Here is a 16,199-nt window from a genome sequence, read left to right as displayed (position 1 = left end):
TTCTGACGGATGAATGCCAAAGACATCTCAGGAGAAGGCTTGGACGAGCGGCTTACATCAGCGCTACCTGCCTTGTATCACCGAATTGGCCAATCACTGATTGATGCCGTGCCTACCGACCAATGCGAGATCTGGCTGAACTTCGAGATCATCAAGAATGTCTGGTCGGGTTGGGCGTTCTACCGCAAGCCGTCAGGCTCATACGGCTATCTAGAAATTCCAGATGATGCTGAAGCAGCGCTTCTGGAGATGCATCAGCTCTTTGCGCAATGGCACCATGCACTCTGGACGAGTTTGACGTTTCATCTGGATCCAGAGAACAAGATGGAGATCGAGCTCGGATATGAGCAGCTTTCCGAGGATGAGTTCATCGATTCCCCGGGCCGGGAGCAGGCTTGGCAGGACCGGTATCTCGGGGCTGACGCTCAGATTGACTGGCAGAGCTACTAAGCTTGGTTGGTTGCAGTAGCCGAGCATGGGCTCGGCTCTACAACATCTTCAGCAATCGGCCATTCCGGTTACTGCTTCACGTCCACCCACACCAGATGGTGGTCGCTGCCGTCGGCGATCTTCGCTTCCGGGCTTTCATTGGCCGGCCAGAAGATACCGCTGCCCACGTATTCGAAGCCGGTCGAGGGCAGCACGTAGTCCAGGCGCATGGTGCCGGACTTCGGGCCGAAATCGCCGGTGGCGTGGAACGGTGCGCCCTTGCGTTCGATACCCTTGGCCGCATAGGCCAGGCTGGTCTGCTCACCGCCGACGCTGCGCGGGGTGGGGTAGCGCAGCACGCGCGCGTTCTCGATCAGCTCGACGATCGCCTCGTGGCGGCCATCGCCATCGACCGGGTCGTTGTTCAGATCGCCGAGGATCACGAAGCGCGCGTCCTGCGCCAGGCCGCCACACTGGCCCTTGTCGTCGCACAGCCAGGGCTTCTCACCCTTGGACAGGTATTCCTGCCACAGGCGCAGTTCGTCGTGGTTACGTGCCGCGTTGCGCTTTTCCGGGCCGTCGAACACCGGCGGCGTCGGATGCGAGACCAGCGCGTGGACCACGCCGCCCGGGGTTTTCACCGGTACGTCCCAATGCGACTTCGAGGACAGGCGCAGCTGCGACCACACGTGGTCGTTGTAGAAGCTCTGGCCGGTACGCGGATCGACCGGGCGGATGGCACCGGGCATCGCACTCCACTTCAGCAGCTGGAAGCTGCGCACCTTGGTTTCATCGATCGGGTAGCGCGACAGCACCAGCATGCCGTACTGGCCCGGGTGCAGGCCGTAGCCCCACGCGTCATTGCCACGGCCGCGGCCTTCGCCGCCGACCACGCCGTTGTTGTCCAGGTCCAGGCCGCTGGGCACACCGGTGTTGACCGGCGCCAGGTAGCGGTAGGCAAAGTGCAGCGGCTTGCCGCCGCCGGGCTGGGCGACTTCCAGGTAGCGCTTCTGGAACAGGTCGGCGGCGCGATGGGCATCGTCGAAATCAAATTCGTTCAGCAGCACCAGGTCCGGGCGCACCTGCTGCAGCACGGCGGCGATCTTGCGTGCGTGCTCGCTGTCGCCCTCCAGTTCCTTGATCAGGCCACCGGCATCATCGGAGTACAGCGACGTGTTGTAGGTGGCCAGGCGCAGCGCAGTGGACGGCTTCTCAGTCATCGCGGGGGACGTGGCAAAGGCGGGGGCGGTGGCGCCGCAGAGCAGGGCCATGGCGAGGATCAGGGGTTTGGCGTTCATCCCCCTATTCTGCACCCGGCCCGGTGTCAGCGGTTTGTCAGCGCCCGTCCAGTTCGTTGTCGAAATCGTGCCAGCGGCGGCCGTCGTAGGCCTCAAGGGGATGGAAGCGGCGCTTGTAGTCCATCTTCTGGTGCCCGCGGATCCAGTAGCCCAGGTACACGTGCGGCAGCCCCTCGCGGCGCGCCCACTCGATCTGCTGCAGGATCGCGAAGGTACCCAGCCCGCGCGCGGCGTGGTCCGGGTCGAAGAACGTATAGACCGCCGACAGGCCATGCTCGGTGACGTCGGTCACCGCCACCCCCAGCAGCTGGCTGGGCTGGCCGTCGTGGCCGGGCAGGCGCATCTCCATGAAGCGGGTGTGCGACCAGCTGCCGATCAGGAACTGCTCGAACTCGTGCGGGCCGTGGTCGTCCATGCCGCCATTGGCGTGGCGGTGGGTGAGGTAGCGGTGATACAGCGCGAACAGGTCGTCGCGGGCGGTGGCGGCAGTGATCCGCACCTCCAGGTCGTCATTGCGGGCGGCACAGCGGCGCTGGCTGCGGTCCGGGGCGAAGCGTGCCACCGGGATCCGGACCGCCACGCAGGCCTGGCAGTGCGCGCAGTGCGGCCGGTAGACCAGGTCGCCGCTGCGGCGGAAGCCCCAGCTCAGTGCCAGCGGGTACAGGCCACCCAGCCGGCGATCGTGCGGGTCCAGCACCAGGTCGCGCGCCACCCGGTCGGACCAGTACCCGCAGGGGTGCTCGCCGGTCTGGAAAAGCCGCAGTTCGTCGTCTCTGTCGCCATGTATCGCCATGGGCACAGCATAGCCCCAGCCTGTCGCAGAGGCGGCGACTGTCCGGCGGATGAATGGAATCGGCAGTGGCGTCAACCGACGTCGCGCCCGGGCGTTGTTGTCCCCCGAGGGTGAAGTGATCACCCCGACGCTGTTCCCATCCCCAGGAGTGACCTCATGATCCGTACCCCCCTGCTGCTGGCCCTGCTGCTGGGCACCTCCGCTTCCGGAATCGCGCTGGCCGCCGACACCCCGGCCATGCCCGCGCAGCGCCCGGCCAAGCTGGACACCAATGGCGACGGCGTGATCGACCGCAGCGAGGCGGCTGCCAATCCGCGCCTGGCCGCGAAGTTCGACGAGCTGGACAAGAACAAGGACGGCAAGCTCTCGCGCGATGAGCTGCCGCGCTGGCAGCATGGCCGCCGTGGCCACGGCGGTGAGCGCTGGGCCAGGCTGGACGTCAACAAGGACGGCCGCATCAGCCGCGACGAGGCCAAGGCCGATCCGCGCCTGGCTGCGCGCTTCGACCGGCTCGACCTCAACAAGGACGGTTACCTGGACAAGGCCGACCGCGAGCTGCGCATGAAGCAGCATCGTGATGCCTGGTTCGCTGCCGCCGACACCAACAAGGACGGCCAGCTGAGCAAGGCCGAGTTCGACGCAGCCAAGGGCCCGATGCACGGCGGCCCGCGCCAGGGCGGTCCACGCGATGGCGGCGCACCGAAGCCGCAGCGCTGAGTGTCAATGCGGTGATCGGAGACAACGCCGGCGCAGTGCCGGCGTTGTCGGTTACAGGTGGCCGTTGCGCATCAGCACATACACCACCAGGGCGATCACCAGCAGGTTCGCCCCGATGATGCCGGTGCGACCGTACATGGATTCGAATTTCCAGTTGGTTCCGCGGCGCCCACGCCGCGCCGAATCGCGCGCGATCATCGGCGCCATCACCCGTTGCAGCGGCACCAGGCACTGGTAGTTGACCACACCCAGGCCCAATGCCAGCAGCAGCATCTGGCTCCAGATCGGAGCCTGCAACAGTGCCGCCAGCAGCATCGCCAGGCACCAGACCAGGCCAGTACCGGTGTTGAGGCGGACAAAGTGCCGAACCTGCGCGCGTTCGCGTTCGGTCTCGGTATAGGACATCAGGAAGCGTGCACCGAGGTAGCTGCCGATCGCGCCGCCGGCGACACCGGCGAGGATCGCCCCCCAGCTTGCCACTGGCAGCACATGCAGTTGGCCGAGCGTGGCGGTCAGGGTGCCCATTGCGGTACCACCGGCTACGCTGGCGCCGCCCAGGCCGAGCTTGCTGCCACCGATGCCGACGCCGGTGCCGAGCACGATCGCGGCGCTGGCGGTGCCGGGCGCGGCCACCAGCATCATTGACACCACGGCGGTGGCGAAGGCGGCGCTCGGTGCGCTGCTGCGGGCGAATTCACCGAAGCGCTGCAGCAGGCCGTCGCGCACCAGCGCGCGGGCGCGCGACAGGCGCTTGCGCACCGCCGCGTCGCTGAGCCCGAGCAGGTCGGCCACCTGCTGCGAGCGCTGGCCTTCGCGGTAGTACAGCAACAGGACTTCGCGGCTGTCGGCGGGCAGGGTGGAGATGATGTCCTCGGCGGCGATTTCTTCCTCCACCCGCTGCAGGCGATCGGCTGCGCCCGGGGACGGATCTGCGGCCATCCCCATCGCCACCTCGGCCGCCTCGCCGGTCAGTGGACGGCCACGCTGGGCGCGCAGCCAGTCGCGGGCCAGGTTGCGGGTGATCTGCCGCAGCCAAGGCAGGAAGCTGGTCGCGCTGCGTAGCTGGTGCAGCTGCTGCCAGCCCTTCACAAAGGCCTCCTGGGCGATGTCCTCGCTGGCCTGGCGGTCCCGGGTGATGGCCAGCGCGATGGCGGTGACCGTGTTCTGGCAGGCCAGCACGATGCGGCCGTAGGCGTGCTGGCAACCGCTGGCGGCGGCGGGCAGTTCGCGTTCCAGGGTCTGGTCGATCGATGCGGCGAACGTCGTCATGGCGGCGGCTCTCCTGCGGGGATTGTGTCCCATGACGGAGCCGCGCGCGAAGTGTGACCACCATTCTGTGCGGTAGTGCCGGCCGCTGGCCGGCATCCTCATGACAAAAAGGGGACGGAGGGGATTAAGTCGTTTGTGCCACAAACGACTTAATCCCCTCCGTCCCCTTTTTCACCCGCGAATCACTTCGAGGGCTGGATGCGGACCCGGACTTCGTCCTCTTCCGGGGCGGCCTGCGGGGCCGGTTGCGCCTGCTGCGGCTGGGCCTGCGGGGCAGGTGCCGGGGCACCACGATGGCGCAGGCCGATGACCAACGCCACGCCAGCAATCACCACCAGCAGGGCGATGCGGATGCGCCAGGCCCAGCTGCGGCCGCCGCTGCCCGTTCCAGGCGCGTCGCGGAAGGCGAACTCGGCCGTGGGGTGGTCGCGGCGGGTGGTATCGAGCAGGCGCGCCTCGCGCAGGATTTCGCGCGCGCGCGGCTGATCGTCGGCGCGCACGATCCACACCGCCGGATAGGCACTGGCGTTGCCCAGGTCGGTATAGCTGAACTGGCCGCGGCGGCGGGTCTTGTAGGAGCGCCCGTTGGTCACCTTGACCTCGATGCCATGCCCGCGCAGGAGCTCGGCCACGCCTTCGACGGTTTCCACGCGCTGGCTGCTGAAGATCTGGCGCATGGGTTTACTCCTTGGCCGGCACGGCAGCGGCCGCGGCCTGGTCGGGAACGACGCGGATCAGGCCTTCCTGCGCGGTGCTGGCCACCAGCACGCCGTTGCGGGTGAAGAACTGGCCGCGGGCCAGGCCGCGCGAATCCTGCGCGCTGGGGCTGTCCAGCGAATACAGCAGCCAGTCGTCGGCGCGGAACGGGCGGTGGAACCAGATTGCGTGGTCGAGCGAGGCCATCTGCACGTGCGGGTGGTAGTAGCTGATGCCGTGCGGGAAGGTTGCCGTGCCCAGCAGGTGGAAGTCGGAGGCATAGGCCAGCAGCGCCTGGTGCAGCTCCGGTGCATCGCCGACCGGCTCGCTCAGGCGCAGCCACACCTGGTGGTAGGGCGGGCGCTTGGGCGGGTTCAGTTCGTCGCGCGGGTAGACGTGGCGGAACTCGAACGGGCCGCCACGCGACAGCCAGCGCTGCACCTTGATCGGCAGTCGCTCCAGCACCTCGGCCGGCAGCGGGCGATTCGGTTCGATGTCTTCCGGCTGCGGCACCTCGGGCATCTTGTGCTGGTGCTCGGCGCCGGTCTCGGCCTGCTGGAACGAGGCCGCGCAGAAGAAGATCACCTTGCCGTGCTGGATCGCGGTGACCCGTCGCACCGAGAAGCTGCCGCCATCGCGGGTGCGGTCCACGTCGTAGACGATCGGGTGGTCGATGTTGCCGGCGCGCAGGAAGTAGGCGTGCAGCGAGTGCACGTGACGGCCATTGTCGACCGTGGCCTGCGCCGCAGCCAGTGCCTGGCCCAGCACCTGCCCACCGAACACGTACTTGGTGCCGATGTCGCGGCTCTGCCCGCGGAACAGGTTGTCCTCCAGCCGCTCCAGCGTGAGCAGGTCGATCAGCTCGGAGACGACGGGTTCGGGCGTGTCGTTCAAGGGGGCGGCCACAGCAGTGAAGAGGCCCCGATTATACCGGTGCGGGCCAGCCCATCATCGGTAGTGCCGGCCGCTGGCCGGCAACCTCATGATCCTCCTGGGGCGCTTGCGGTTGCCGGCCAGCGGTCGGCACTACCGTCTATTTGCCCAGGCGCGCCACCAGGGCCTGCAGGGCGTTCTGTGCGTCCGGGGCGAACCAGGCGTCGACGAAGCGGTCGAGCTGGATCAGGTCCGGGTGCAGCGCTTCGTGCAGGTCGGCGCGAGCGATGGCGCGGGTCAGCAGCATCGGCTGCCGAGGCTGCTTCAGCAGGTTCTGCAGCCAGGCCACGGCGCGGGCCACCACCAGGTCGCCCTCAGCCAGCTCGTCGACCAGGCCGATCTGCAGCGCCTGTTCGGCCGGTACCAGCGAACCGGTGGTCAGCAGCACGCCGGCGCGGTGCACGCCTACCGCACGGCGCAGCAGGCGCTGGATGCCCTCCGGCGCGATCAGGCCCACCTGCACCTCGTTCAGGCCGATGGCATACGGCCGCGACGGATCGGCGCTGCGCGCCATTACCCGGTAGTCGCAGCACAGGGCCAGCACGCAGCCGCCGGCCGGGGCGTGGCCGGTGATCGCCGCGACCACCGGGATGCGGCTCTCGGCCAGTGTGCGCACGGCGCCAAAGAAAGCGTTCCAGGTGTCCAGCAGCTTGTGCTTGTCATCGCCATGCGAGAGCAGGTGCGGCACGTCCATTCCACCGGTGAAGATGCGCTCGCTGCCCGACAGCACGATGCCGTGCGCGTCTTCGGCCATGGCCAGTTCGATGGCATGGATCAACTGCCGGCACAGATCGGTGTCCAGTGCATTGACCGGCGGCCGCGCCAGGCGCAGTTCGCGGATGGGGCCGTGGTTGATCACCTCGATGAGCGTCGTCATGCTGCGGACTCGTTGCGAAGAAGGAACCTGGGCGATGATAACCAAACCATTCGTTGGCGTACTGTGGGTGCTGTGTGCGGCCGCAGCATCGGCTTCGGCTGCGGAATCACGCTGCGTCACGATGGAGCAGGGTTGGGCGCGGTTGCCACCGAATCCGGCGATGCCCATGACTGCCGGCTATGGCGTGATCCACAACGGCTGCAGCAGGGCAGTGGTGATCACCGGTGCGACCAGCAGTAGTTTCGGCGACGTGTCGCTGCACGAGACCACGATCGTCGATGGGGTCAGCCGGATGCGCGCGATCGAGCGCCTGCCGCTGGCAGCCGGCGCGCGTGCCGAACTCAAGCCCGGTGGCATGCACCTGATGCTGATGCAGGGCCGGGGGGCGCTGAAGGAGGGGCTGGCGGTACCGCTGCGGCTGCAGCTGGAAGGCGGCGGCGAAGCGAGTGCGGCGTTGACCGTGCGCAAGGCCGCGAAATGACGGTCGGGTAGTGCCGGCCGCTGGCCGGCAGCACAGGAAATGCCGGCCAGCGGCCGGCGCTACCGCAGGGTCTTACGACCAGTCGTACGAGAACAGCACCGTGCGGCTCACCGGCTCATACAGCATCACGATCGCGTCGGCGCCGGTGGCGCACCAGTTGTAGCCGGCGACTTCGGCGACGGCGAAGAACTTGTGGCCATCGCGGCGGATGATCGCCAGTTCGGCATCATCTGGAGCATGCCGGTCGTTGGCGGCGTCGGTGAATTCCAGGGTGAAGGCGGCCGGAATATCGGCCGTTTCAATCCAGTTGCCACAGGAAATCTGTCCCCCCAGCGTATCCAGATAATCGCGCTCGCTGGCTTCACCCTTGCCGTAGCGCGAGTAGCAGGCGAGGCGGCCATGCGTGGCGTGGTAGTGGCGGGCCTTGGCGTAGCTGTCGCGCATCTGCGCAATGTGTTCCTGCGCGTCCTTGTCCTGTACTGCGTCGCCGATGAAATAGCCCTCGTTGCCGAGGAAGCGCATCTGGTTGCCGGTGGTCAGCTCGAAGGCGATCCAGTTGGTGCCGGTGAAATCGTTGTGGTGTTCTTCGGTGGTTTCGCCGATGCAGCCGTCGTACGGCTCGATCGGGCACAGCATCGTCGCCACCTGGCCGGCCAGTTCCGGGCGCAGCACACCGAGGTCGATCTTCAGCAGCGGCAGCAGGTGCTGGCCGAGCCAGGCCTGGTCGGCGGGGAAGACGTCGGTGGGGAAGGGGACCATGCCGGGCAGCAGGTCGCTCAGTTCAGTCTGGTGGATCATCTCAGTCCTTTGAATTGGATCGGTAGTGCCGGCCGCTGGCCGGCATGCGCGAAGCGTCTGGAGGTTGCCGGCCAGCGGCCGGCACTACCTTCAGGTGGAAGCGCTGCGGATCGCCTCAGGCAGCGGCGCGCTCCTGCCGGTCTGCGTATCCATCCAGACCACCACCACGTTGCCGTCGGAATACAGCTTCGACGCGTCCTGCTGGTCGACGATGCGGTGGCCGATGGTCACGCTGCTGTTGCCCAGGCGCTCGACGAACAATTCGACCACGATGTCGTTGGGCCACACGATCGGCAGCCGGTAATTGACGTTGGTCGCGGCCACGACCGGGGCGATGCGGTCGGTCATCGACACGCCGTCCACGCCCAGCATCCAGCGCACGCGCGCTTCTTCCAGGTAGGAAATGTACTTGGCGTTGTTGACGTGGCCCATGCTGTCCATGTCACGCCAGCGCACGCTGATCGGGATGCGGGCCAGGATCTTGTGTTCGCTGCTCATCAGGCGTCCTTCTTCTTCGACGTGCTCTTGCTGGCCTTGCCGGTGCTCTTGGCGGCCACGGCCTTCTTCGCCACCTTGGCCGGCTTCTCGGGCTTCACCTTGCGCGGCGGGCGGGCGTCGGGCTTGTTGGCCACGGCGGCCGGCTGCTCGGGGCGCGCGCTGGTGGAGGGCAGCATGCGGGCCAGGAACTGGCCGGTATACGACTGCGGGCAGGCCGCCACGTCTTCCGGCGTGCCGGTGACCAGGATGGTGCCGCCGCGGTGGCCACCCTCCGGACCCAGATCGACGATCCAGTCGGCGGTCTTGATCACGTCCAGGTTGTGCTCGATCACCACCACCGTGTTGCCTTCGTCGCGCAGCTTGTGCAGCACGCCCAGCAGCGCTTCGATGTCGTGGAAGTGCAGGCCGGTGGTCGGCTCGTCGAGGATGTACAGGGTGCGGCCGGTATCACGGCGCGACAGTTCCTTGGACAGCTTCACGCGCTGCGCTTCGCCACCGGACAGCGTGGTCGCGCTCTGGCCCAGCTTGATGTAGCTCAGGCCGACGTCGACCAGCGTTTCCAGCTTGCGTGCAATCGACGGCACCGGCTCGAACAGCTTCAGCGCATCCTCGACGGTCATTTCCAGCACGTCGTTGATGTTGAAACCCTTGTACAGGATCTCCAGCGTCTCGCGGTTGTAGCGCTTGCCGTGGCAGACATCGCACGGCACATACACGTCCGGCAGGAAGTGCATCTCGACCTTGATCAGGCCATCGCCCTGGCAGGCCTCGCAGCGGCCACCACGCACGTTGAAGCTGAAGCGGCCCGGCGAGTAGCCGCGTGCACGCGCTTCGGGCACCTGTGCGAACAGTTCGCGCAGGGGAGTGAACAGGCCGGTGTAGGTGGCCGGGTTCGAACGCGGGGTGCGGCCGATCGGCGACTGGTCGATGTCCACCACCTTGTCGAACAGGTCCAGGCCATCGATCTCCTTGTACGGGGCGATCGGGTGCGAGGCGCCGTTGATCTCGTTGGCGGCCAGCGAGAACAGGGTGTCGTTGATCAGGGTCGACTTGCCGGAGCCGGACACACCGGTCACGCAGGTCAGCAGGCCCGACGGAATCGCCAGGTCCACGCCCTTGAGGTTGTTGCCGCTGGCCCCGCGCAGGTGCAGGGTCATCTTCGGGTTCGGCTTGTGCCGGCGCGCCGGGATCTCGATCGCGCGCTTGCCCGACAGGTACTGGCCGGTCAGCGAGCGCGGTGCCTCCAGGATGTCCTGCAGGGTGCCCTGGCCGACGATCTCGCCGCCATGCACGCCCGCGCCCGGGCCGATGTCCAGCACGTAGTCGGCCAGGCGGATCGCGTCCTCGTCATGCTCGACCACGATCACCGTGTTGCCGAGGTCGCGCAGGCGGGTGAGGGTGCCGAGCAGGCGTTCGTTGTCGCGCTGGTGCAGGCCGATCGATGGTTCGTCGAGCACGTACATCACGCCGACCAGGCCGGCGCCGATCTGGCTGGCCAGGCGGATGCGCTGCGCCTCGCCACCGGACAGGGTGTCGGCCTTGCGCTCGAGGGTCAGGTAATCCAGGCCCACGTCGACCAGGAAGCCGAGGCGTTCGCCGATTTCCTTGACGATCTTCGCGGCGATCTCGCCGCGCCAGCCCGGCAGGCTCAGCTCGCTGAAGAACTTCAGCGCCTCGTCGATCGGCAGCACCACCAGCTCCGGCAGCGGGCGGTCGGCCACGAACACATTGCGTGCAGCCTTGTTCAGGCGCGCGCCATGGCATTCCGGGCAGGGTTGTTCGCTGATGTACTTGGACAGCTCTTCGCGCACCGCCGGCGATTCGGTTTCCTTGTAGCGGCGCTCGAGGTTGGGAATGATGCCCTCGAAGCGATGCTTGCGCTGGGTGCGGCCACCGGCTTCGGTGAAGTAGGTGAAGGTGATCGCTTCGTCGCCGCTGCCGTACAGCACGGCCTGCTGCACCTTGTCCGGCAGCGAGTTCCAGGCCGCGTCGACATCGAACCGGTAGTGCTTGGCCAGCGAAGCGATCAGCTGGAAGTAGTAGGCATTGCGGCGGTCCCAGCCGCGCACCGCACCGGCGGCCAGCGACAGCTCGGGGTGCACCACCACGCGCGAAGGATCGAAGAACTCGGCCATGCCCAGGCCATCGCAGCCGGGGCAGGCGCCCATCGGTGCGTTGAACGAGAACAGGCGCGGCTCCAGTTCCGGCAGCGAGTAATCGCAGACCGGGCAGGAGTATTTGGAGGAGAACAGGGTCGGCGCGGTTTCCGTGTTGTCCAGGCTCTGCACCGACGCCATGCCGTCGCCCAGCTTCAGCGCGGTCTCGAAGCTCTCGGCCAGGCGCTGCTTGATGTCCTCGCGCGGGCGGAAGCGGTCGATCACCGCCTCGATGGTGTGCTTCTGGCGCAGCGCCAGTGGCGGCACCGCGTCGATCTCATGCAGCTCGCCGTCCACGCGCACGCGCACGAAGCCCTGCGCACGCAGCTGGTCGAATACCTGCGCGTGCTCGCCCTTGCGGTCGCGGATGACCGGGGCCAGCAGCATGTAGCGCTGTTCCGGGTCCAGGGTCAGCACCTGGTCGACCATCTGGCTGACCGTCTGCGCTTCCAGCGGGTAGCCGTGGTCCGGGCAGCGCGGGGTGCCGACGCGGGCGTACAGCAGGCGCAGGTAGTCGTAGATCTCGGTGATCGTGCCGACCGTCGAACGCGGGTTGTGCGAGGTCGACTTCTGCTCGATCGAGATCGCCGGGGACAGGCCCTCGATGTGGTCCAGGTCCGGCTTCTCCATCACGCTCAGGAACTGGCGCGCATAGGCCGACAACGACTCGACATAGCGGCGCTGACCTTCTGCATAGATGGTGTCGAACGCCAGCGAGGACTTGCCCGAGCCGGACAGGCCGGTGATCACGATCAGCTTGTCGCGGGGCAGGTCGAGGTCGAGGTTCTTCAGGTTGTGCGTCCGCGCGCCGCGGATGCGGATGAAATCCATCGCCATGGGGGATCCGGTTGTGGGGGCGTTGGCTGGGTGCCGGGCCAGCAGGGAACGGCAATCGGTCAGCCTACCGAGGTGACCAGATGGGGGCAATGGGCGACAATGCCAGCCCGGTGTCTCACCTTGTGAGACGGGCCGACAGCTTTGTGTAGAGCCGAGCCATGCTCGGCTGCCTGGACCCCGGACCGTTCAGCCGGGCATGGCGCGGCCCGGCAGGGCCCGGCCTCCAGGCCCTCCAGGGGTTGACTTGACCCGCGCCCGATGATCTGCGTACAATCCCGCTCCTGTCCGCCCTCGATGGCGGCAGCTCAGACCACAATAACTACAGAGGAAGGCCTGGTCATGTACGCAGTACTGGTCACCGGCGGTAAGCAATACCGCGTGGCGCAGGGCGAAAAGCTCCGCATTGAAAAGCTCGAAGTCGAAGTCGGCAGCGAGATCAAGTTTGACAACATCCTGATGCTGGGTGACAGCGACGGCGTGAAGCTGGGCGATGCGCTGAAGGGCGCTGCCGTCACCGCCAAGGTCCTGTCCCAGGGTCGTGCTGACAAGGTCCGGATCATCAAGTTCCGTCGCCGCAAGCACCACATGAAGCGTCAGGGTCACCGTCAGTACTACACCGAAATCGAGATCACCGGCATCGCCGGCTAAGCATCAGGAGAAGCAGTCATGGCACATAAAAAGGGCGTAGGCTCCTCGCGCAACGGTCGCGACTCCAACCCGAAGTACCTGGGCGTCAAGATCTTCGGCGGCCAGGCCATCGAAGCCGGCAACATCATCGTGCGTCAGCGCGGCACCCAGTTCCACCCGGGTTCGGGCGTTGGCCTGGGCCGTGACCACACCCTGTTCGCCCTCGTGGACGGCAAGGTGGAGTTCTCGGTCAAGGGCGCCAAGAAGCGTCGCACCGTCAGCATCGTCTCGGCCGACGCCTGATCCAGGCATCGCCGGCACCCGTGCCCCGGCATGGGAGTGCTGCATGAAGAGCCCCGCTTCGGCGGGGCTTTTCGTTAGAGTTGAAGCAAGACCGGCTGGGCCGGGTTGCCGGCCCACGGCCGGCATGACATTCAAGGTGGCGGCCAGCAGGCCGCGCCCATCGCAGGCATCGAAACAATGAAACTGGTAGACGAAGCAGAAATCGAAGTGTTCGCCGGCAACGGCGGCAACGGCTGCATTGGCTTCCGTCGCGAGAAGTTCATTCCGCTCGGCGGCCCGGACGGCGGCGACGGCGGTGCGGGCGGCAGCGTGTACATCCGCGCCGACGAAAACCTGAACACCCTGGTGGACTTCCGCCATGAGCGCATCTTCAAGGCGCAGCGCGGCGAGAACGGCATGGGCCGCCAGGCCTATGGCAAGGGGGGCGAAGATCTGACCATCACCGTGCCGGTCGGCACCGTGGTGATCAACGTCGCCACCGATGAAGTCATCGGCGACCTGACCCAGCACGGCGATCGCCTGCTGGTGGCCAAGGGCGGTCGTGGCGGCCTGGGCAACATGCACTTCAAGAGCTCGACCAACCGCTCGCCGCGCCAGGCGTTGCCGGGCGAGCCGGGCGAGGAGCGCACGCTGAAGCTGGAGCTGAAGCTGCTGGCCGATGTCGGCCTGCTGGGCTTCCCCAACGCCGGCAAGAGCACCCTGATCCGCGCCGTTTCGGCGGCGACGCCAAAGGTGGCTGATTACCCGTTCACCACGCTGTACCCGAACCTGGGCGTGGTGAAGGTGGAGAACCACCGCAGCTTCGTGATCGCCGACATTCCGGGCCTGATCGAAGGCGCGGCCGATGGCGCCGGCCTGGGCGCGCAGTTCCTGCGCCATCTGCAGCGCACCCGCCTGCTGCTGCACCTGGTGGACATCTCGCCGATGGAAGGTGGCGTGGACGGCATCTCGCCGGTGGAGCAGGTGCGTGCGATCGAGCGCGAGCTGGAGAAGCACGACCCGGAACTGCTGAAAAAGCCGCGCTGGCTGGTGCTGAACAAGGCCGACCTGATGTTCGAAGACGAGGCGCAGGCCGCGGCCGAGCAGATCGTTGCCGAGCTGGGCTGGAAGGAGCCGTGGTTCCTGGTCTCCGCACTGGGGCGCGAAGGCACCTTCCCGATCATGAGCCGGATCATGGCCTTCTTCGATCGCCAGAAGGAAGAAGAGCAGGAAGCCCGCGACGCGCAGTAATGCTGTTGTGGTTCCATGCGAAAAACCCGGCTTCGGCCGGGTTTTTTTGTTCCCCGGTAGTGCCGACCGCTGGCCGGCATTCCTCGGGGTTGCCGGCCAGCGGCCGGCACTGCCGGATCGCGCGGACCCCGTGGATCGCTGGCAACAAAAAACCCGGCCGGGGCCGGGCTTTTGTCTGCAGCCCAACCCCGAAGGGTAGGGCGGCAACGCCGGATCAGGCGGCCTTGAGGGCCTTGATGCGGTCGTTCAGGCGGCTCTTGTGGCGAGCAGCCTTGTTCTTGTGGATCAGGCCACGCGCGCTGAAGCGATCCAGGATCGGCTGGGCAACGGCGAAGGCGGCTTCGGCGCCGGCGGCATCGTTGGCGTCCAGCGCCTTGATCACTTTCTTGACAGCGGTGCGCAGCATCGAGCGCTGAGCCACGTTGCGCGCGTTGCGCACGACGGTCTGCTTGGCGCGCTTCTTGGCGGACTTGATATTGGCCACGGTGGTGGTTTCCTGAAAAAATCGGTGTTATGGGAACAGCAAGCTAGCTAGTATGATGGCGTAAGAAATGCACGTCAAGTCGATTGTCAAGAGGGACGCTGAGTGAGTTCACCCAAGTTGTTGCGGGGCCTGCTGTCGTTCAGCAGCATGACCATGGTCTCGCGCGTTCTCGGACTTGTCCGGGACTTCGTGGTGACCACCACGTTCGGCACCAACGCCATCACTGATGCTTTCTGGGTCGCCTTCAGGGTACCCAATTTCCTGCGCCGGTTGTTCGCCGAAGGGTCTTTTGCCACCGCTTTCGTGCCGGTGTTCACGGAAGTGAAGGAAACCCGCAGCCACGCCGAGCTGCGCGAACTGATGTCCCGCACCGCCGGTACCCTGGGCGGGGTGCTGATGCTGGTCACCGCACTGGCGCTGATCTTCGCGCCGCAGCTGGCCTCGGTCTTCTCCAGCGGCGTTGATACCGACCCGGTCAAGCAGGGCCTGCTGGTCGACCTGTTCCGCCTGACCTTCCCGTTCCTGCTGTTCGTCTCGCTGACCGCACTGGCCGGTGGTGCGCTGAACAGCTTCCAGCGCTTTGCCATGCCGGCGCTGACCCCGGTCATTCTCAACCTGTGCATGATCGCCGGCGCGCTGTGGCTGGCACCGCGGCTGGGCGGCACGCCGGAAAAGCAGATCCTTGCGCTGGGCTGGGCAGTGCTGGCCGCCGGCATCCTGCAGTTGCTGTTCCAGCTGCCCTCGCTGAAGGGCATCAACCTGCTGACCCTGCCGCGCTGGGGCTGGCGCCACCCGGGCGTGCGCAAGGTCATGACGCTGATGGTGCCGACCCTGTTTGGTTCCTCGGTGGCGCAGATCAACCTGCTGCTGGATACGGTGATCGCGGCCAAGCTGACCGACGGCTCGCAGTCCTGGCTGTCGCTGGCCGACCGCTTCCTGGAGCTGCCGCTGGGCGTGTTCGGCGTGGCCCTGGGCACGGTGATCCTGCCGGCGCTGGCCCGCCACCATGTCAGCACCGACCGCGAGGGCTTCTCGCGTTCGCTGGACTGGGGCCTGCGCATGACCCTGCTGATCTCGGTGCCGGCCATGCTGGGCCTGCTGCTGCTGGCCGAGCCGCTGATCGCGACCATCTTCCAGCACGGCCAGTTCAGCGCCTTCGACACCCGCATGACCGCGCTGTCGGTGTACGGCCTGAGCTTCGGCCTGCCGGCATTCGCCCTGCTGAAGGTGGTGCTGCCGGCCTTCTACGCCCGCCAGGACACCAAGACCCCGGTGCGCGCCGGGGTGGCGGCGCTGGTGGCCAACATGGTGTTCAACTTCGCCCTGCTGGCCGTGCTGTACCAGGTGATGGTGCCCGACGCGCTGAAGGCGCAGGGCGTGATGGCGGCCATCGGCAAGCAGCCGGGCCTGCACCTGGCACTGGGCATCGCCAGCGCGCTGTCCAGTTACCTGAACCTGGGCCTGCTGTGGTACTGGCTGGGCAAGACCGATGTCTACCAGCGCCGGCCGGGTTGGGGCGGCTATCTGCTGCGCCTGGTGCTGGCCTGCGCGGCCATGGTTGGCGTGCTGTTGGCGCTGCTGCACTGGCTGCCGGGCTTCTCCGCGATGCGTGTGTGGGAGCGGATCGGTGCCCTGGCGTTGCTGGTCGGCGGCGGCGGCGCGACCTATGCGGTGGCCATGCTGGCGATGGGCTTCCGCCCGCGCGACCTGCGCGGGCATTGATCGCGGCCCGTGGCGGCTATACTTCAGGGTTACACCATTGAAGCGGCGGCC

At 66.9% G+C, this 16,199-nt stretch carries 17 protein-coding genes; 7 read left to right on the top strand and 10 right to left on the bottom strand.

Annotation, left to right across the window (positions count from 1 at the left end; translation table 11 throughout):
* The first annotated feature begins 39 nt into the window (after positions 1–39).
* Entirely contained in the window at positions 40–450 is a 411-nt protein-coding gene (locus A7X97_RS12385; RefSeq protein ID WP_172412095.1) for an immunity protein YezG family protein, read from the top strand.
* A gap of 68 nt (positions 451–518) precedes the next feature.
* Here A7X97_RS12385 and A7X97_RS12380 read toward each other — a convergent pair whose 3' ends face one another.
* The gene (locus A7X97_RS12380; protein WP_088496143.1) at positions 519–1,727 is read right to left on the bottom strand and encodes an endonuclease/exonuclease/phosphatase family protein; all 1,209 of its coding nucleotides are present in this window, start codon (positions 1,725–1,727) and stop codon (positions 519–521) included.
* A gap of 37 nt (positions 1,728–1,764) precedes the next feature.
* Positions 1,765–2,520 carry an arginyltransferase gene (locus A7X97_RS12375; RefSeq protein WP_061480378.1) on the bottom strand — a complete coding sequence of 252 codons (756 nt, stop codon included), beginning with the start codon at positions 2,518–2,520 and terminating at the stop codon, positions 1,765–1,767.
* A gap of 156 nt (positions 2,521–2,676) precedes the next feature.
* On the opposite strand from A7X97_RS12375, the gene A7X97_RS12370 reads away from it, so the two are divergent.
* Positions 2,677–3,237, top strand: a complete 561-nt coding sequence (locus A7X97_RS12370; RefSeq protein WP_061480377.1) for an EF-hand domain-containing protein — start codon at positions 2,677–2,679, stop codon at positions 3,235–3,237.
* A 51-nt stretch (positions 3,238–3,288) separates the two neighbouring features.
* Here A7X97_RS12370 and A7X97_RS12365 read toward each other — a convergent pair whose 3' ends face one another.
* The 4 genes from A7X97_RS12365 to A7X97_RS12350 all read right to left on the bottom strand — a co-directional run bounded on the left by A7X97_RS12365 (position 3,289) and on the right by A7X97_RS12350 (position 7,012).
* Positions 3,289–4,506 carry an RNA polymerase sigma factor gene (locus A7X97_RS12365; protein ID WP_088496142.1) on the bottom strand — a complete coding sequence of 406 codons (1,218 nt, stop codon included), beginning with the start codon at positions 4,504–4,506 and terminating at the stop codon, positions 3,289–3,291.
* A 182-nt stretch (positions 4,507–4,688) separates the two neighbouring features.
* Positions 4,689–5,183 (bottom strand): pathogenicity-like protein, encoded by a 495-nt coding sequence (locus A7X97_RS12360; protein ID WP_088496141.1) that lies wholly within the window; start codon positions 5,181–5,183, stop codon positions 4,689–4,691.
* A gap of 4 nt (positions 5,184–5,187) precedes the next feature.
* Entirely contained in the window at positions 5,188–6,108 is a 921-nt protein-coding gene (tesB, locus tag A7X97_RS12355) for an acyl-CoA thioesterase II (RefSeq protein WP_005408551.1), read from the bottom strand.
* A 127-nt stretch (positions 6,109–6,235) separates the two neighbouring features.
* Positions 6,236–7,012, bottom strand: a complete 777-nt coding sequence (locus A7X97_RS12350; protein ID WP_088496140.1) for an enoyl-CoA hydratase/isomerase family protein — start codon at positions 7,010–7,012, stop codon at positions 6,236–6,238.
* A 34-nt stretch (positions 7,013–7,046) separates the two neighbouring features.
* Between A7X97_RS12350 and A7X97_RS12345 the strand changes: the two genes are divergently transcribed.
* A complete protein-coding gene (locus A7X97_RS12345) occupies positions 7,047–7,493 on the top strand; it encodes a copper chaperone PCu(A)C (protein ID WP_072166920.1) in 447 nt (148 codons plus the stop codon).
* A 72-nt stretch (positions 7,494–7,565) separates the two neighbouring features.
* Here the strand turns inward: A7X97_RS12345 and A7X97_RS12340 are convergent, their stop codons facing one another.
* The 3 genes from A7X97_RS12340 to uvrA all read right to left on the bottom strand — a co-directional run bounded on the left by A7X97_RS12340 (position 7,566) and on the right by uvrA (position 11,782).
* Positions 7,566–8,291, bottom strand: a complete 726-nt coding sequence (locus A7X97_RS12340) for an enolase (RefSeq protein ID WP_088496139.1) — start codon at positions 8,289–8,291, stop codon at positions 7,566–7,568.
* 90 nt (positions 8,292–8,381) lie between these two features.
* Complete coding sequence (locus A7X97_RS12335; RefSeq protein ID WP_061480767.1) at positions 8,382–8,789, bottom strand: acyl-CoA thioesterase; 408 nt, start codon at positions 8,787–8,789, stop codon at positions 8,382–8,384.
* The gene (uvrA, locus tag A7X97_RS12330) at positions 8,789–11,782 is read right to left on the bottom strand and encodes an excinuclease ABC subunit UvrA (protein ID WP_061480766.1); all 2,994 of its coding nucleotides are present in this window, start codon (positions 11,780–11,782) and stop codon (positions 8,789–8,791) included. The genes A7X97_RS12335 and uvrA overlap by 1 nt, the downstream gene beginning before the upstream one ends.
* A 339-nt stretch (positions 11,783–12,121) precedes the next feature.
* On the opposite strand from uvrA, the gene rplU reads away from it, so the two are divergent.
* From rplU to cgtA, 3 genes are all read left to right on the top strand, one after another.
* Positions 12,122–12,430: a 50S ribosomal protein L21 gene (rplU, locus tag A7X97_RS12325; protein ID WP_005408557.1), complete on the top strand. Its 309-nt coding sequence runs from the start codon at positions 12,122–12,124 to the stop codon at positions 12,428–12,430.
* An 18-nt stretch (positions 12,431–12,448) separates the two neighbouring features.
* Positions 12,449–12,712, top strand: a complete 264-nt coding sequence (rpmA, locus tag A7X97_RS12320; protein WP_005415704.1) for a 50S ribosomal protein L27 — start codon at positions 12,449–12,451, stop codon at positions 12,710–12,712.
* Positions 12,713–12,889: 177 nt separating this feature from the next.
* The gene (gene cgtA, locus A7X97_RS12315) at positions 12,890–13,942 is read left to right on the top strand and encodes an Obg family GTPase CgtA (RefSeq protein WP_065196548.1); all 1,053 of its coding nucleotides are present in this window, start codon (positions 12,890–12,892) and stop codon (positions 13,940–13,942) included.
* A gap of 214 nt (positions 13,943–14,156) precedes the next feature.
* On the opposite strand, the gene rpsT is transcribed toward cgtA, so the two are convergent.
* Positions 14,157–14,426, bottom strand: a complete 270-nt coding sequence (gene rpsT / locus A7X97_RS12310; RefSeq protein WP_005408560.1) for a 30S ribosomal protein S20 — start codon at positions 14,424–14,426, stop codon at positions 14,157–14,159.
* Positions 14,427–14,543: 117 nt separating this feature from the next.
* Between rpsT and murJ the strand changes: the two genes are divergently transcribed.
* Positions 14,544–16,148 (top strand): murein biosynthesis integral membrane protein MurJ, encoded by a 1,605-nt coding sequence (gene murJ / locus A7X97_RS12305; protein ID WP_088496456.1) that lies wholly within the window; start codon positions 14,544–14,546, stop codon positions 16,146–16,148.
* Positions 16,149–16,199: the final 51 nt, after the last annotated feature.

The sequence above is a fragment of the Stenotrophomonas sepilia genome (genome assembly GCF_003244875.1).
GTDB classification, from domain to species: domain Bacteria; phylum Pseudomonadota; class Gammaproteobacteria; order Xanthomonadales; family Xanthomonadaceae; genus Stenotrophomonas; species Stenotrophomonas sepilia.
This window is presented reverse-complemented; position numbering and strand designations above follow the sequence as displayed.

Coding starts and splice junctions, on each gene's coding strand:
- A7X97_RS12380 (WP_088496143.1), bottom strand. CDS start 1,727: ATGAACGCCAAACCCCTGATCCTCGCCATGGCCCTGCTCTGCGGCGCC.
- A7X97_RS12375 (WP_061480378.1), bottom strand. CDS start 2,520: ATGGCGATACATGGCGACAGAGACGACGAACTGCGGCTTTTCCAGACC.
- A7X97_RS12370 (WP_061480377.1), top strand. CDS start 2,677: ATGATCCGTACCCCCCTGCTGCTGGCCCTGCTGCTGGGCACCTCCGCT.
- A7X97_RS12365 (WP_088496142.1), bottom strand. CDS start 4,506: ATGACGACGTTCGCCGCATCGATCGACCAGACCCTGGAACGCGAACTG.
- A7X97_RS12360 (WP_088496141.1), bottom strand. CDS start 5,183: ATGCGCCAGATCTTCAGCAGCCAGCGCGTGGAAACCGTCGAAGGCGTG.
- A7X97_RS12350 (WP_088496140.1), bottom strand. CDS start 7,012: ATGACGACGCTCATCGAGGTGATCAACCACGGCCCCATCCGCGAACTG.
- A7X97_RS12345 (WP_072166920.1), top strand. CDS start 7,047: ATGATAACCAAACCATTCGTTGGCGTACTGTGGGTGCTGTGTGCGGCC.
- A7X97_RS12340 (WP_088496139.1), bottom strand. CDS start 8,291: ATGATCCACCAGACTGAACTGAGCGACCTGCTGCCCGGCATGGTCCCC.
- A7X97_RS12335 (WP_061480767.1), bottom strand. CDS start 8,789: ATGAGCAGCGAACACAAGATCCTGGCCCGCATCCCGATCAGCGTGCGC.
- uvrA (WP_061480766.1), bottom strand. CDS start 11,782: ATGGCGATGGATTTCATCCGCATCCGCGGCGCGCGGACGCACAACCTG.
- rplU (WP_005408557.1), top strand. CDS start 12,122: ATGTACGCAGTACTGGTCACCGGCGGTAAGCAATACCGCGTGGCGCAG.
- rpmA (WP_005415704.1), top strand. CDS start 12,449: ATGGCACATAAAAAGGGCGTAGGCTCCTCGCGCAACGGTCGCGACTCC.
- cgtA (WP_065196548.1), top strand. CDS start 12,890: ATGAAACTGGTAGACGAAGCAGAAATCGAAGTGTTCGCCGGCAACGGC.